1 rRNA gene is annotated in these 1,538 nt (G+C 54.4%); it reads left to right on the top strand.

Features of this window, described 5'->3' with window-relative positions:
- Positions 1-30 precede the first annotated feature (30 nt).
- Positions 31-1,538 (top strand): 16S ribosomal RNA (locus tag SPSYN_RS15415); the annotation flags it as partial.

The following is a 1,538-nucleotide window of genomic DNA, read 5'->3' as shown; positions in this document are numbered from 1 at the left end:
AGAGAGCAAAGATTAAACTCTTTTGAATAATAAATGGAGAGTTTGATCCTGGCTCAGGACGAACGCTGGCGGCGTGCTTAACACATGCAAGTCGAACGGTCCAGCACTCAACTCAGTGCTTATCTTGTAATAAAAGCGAAACATCTAGTATAAAGAGATAACGCTTAATACAAGGTAGGTAACGAGTTGAGTGCTGGATAGTGGCGGACGGGTGAGTAACGCGTGGATAACCTACCCCGTAGCCTGGGATAACGCCGGGAAACCGGTGCTAATACCGGATACGTTCACTTGATAGCCTTATCGAGTGAAGAAAGGTACAAACCGCTACAGGATGGGTCCGCGTCCCATTAGCTAGTTGGTAGGGTAACGGCCTACCAAGGCGACGATGGGTAGCCGGCCTGAGAGGGCGACCGGCCACACTGGAACTGAGACACGGTCCAGACTCCTACGGGAGGCAGCAGTGGGGAATCTTCCGCAATGGGCGCAAGCCTGACGGAGCAACGCCGCGTGAGTGAAGAAGGTTTTCGGATTGTAAAACTCTGTCCAAAGGGAAGAAACAAATGACGGTACCTTTGGAGGAAGCCCCGGCTAACTACGTGCCAGCAGCCGCGGTAAAACGTAGGGGGCAAGCGTTGTCCGGAATTACTGGGCGTAAAGGGCGTGTAGGCGGCCCTGCAAGTCAGACGTGAAACCTATCGGCTCAACTGATAGCTTGCGATTGAAACTGCAGAGCTTGAGTGCAGAAGAGGGGAGTGGAATTCCCAGTGTAGCGGTGAAATGCGTAGATATTGGGAGGAACACCGGTGGCGAAAGCGGCTCCCTGGCCTGTAACTGACGCTGAGGCGCGAAAGCGTGGGTAGCAAACAGGATTAGATACCCTGGTAGTCCACGCCGTAAACGATGGGTGCTAGGTGTTGGGGGTATCGACCCCCCCAGTGCCGCAGTTAACGCACTAAGCACCCCGCCTGGGGAGTACGGCCGCAAGGCTGAAACTCAAAGGAATTGACGGGGGCCCGCACAAGCGGTGGAGTATGTGGTTTAATTCGACGCAACGCGAAGAACCTTACCAGGTCTTGACATCCCCTGCCAGCTGCAGAAATGCAGTATTTTATCTTCGGATGAACAGGGAGACAGGTGGTGCATGGTTGTCGTCAGCTCGTGTCGTGAGATGTTGGGTTAAGTCCCGCAACGAGCGCAACCCCTATTTTTAGTTGCCAGCATGTAAGGATGGGCACTCTAAAGAGACTGCCGTTGACAAAACGGAGGAAGGTGGGGATGACGTCAAATCATCATGCCCTTTATGATCTGGGCTACACACGTACTACAATGGCCGGCACAGACGGCAGCGCAGCCGCGAGGTGAAGCGAACCCGAGAAAGCCGGTCCCAGTTCGGATTGCAGGCTGCAACCCGCCTGCATGAAGTCGGAATCGCTAGTAATCGCAGGTCAGCATACTGCGGTGAATACGTTCCCGGGCCTTGTACACACCGCCCGTCACACCACGAAAGTCGGCAACACCCGAAGCCGGTGAGCTAACCC

This window comes from Sporotomaculum syntrophicum (assembly GCF_009932395.1).
GTDB lineage: Bacteria > Bacillota > Desulfotomaculia > Desulfotomaculales > Desulfallaceae > Sporotomaculum > Sporotomaculum syntrophicum.
The sequence above is the reverse complement of the archived record's forward strand: the minus strand, read 5'-3'. Positions and strand labels throughout refer to the sequence as shown.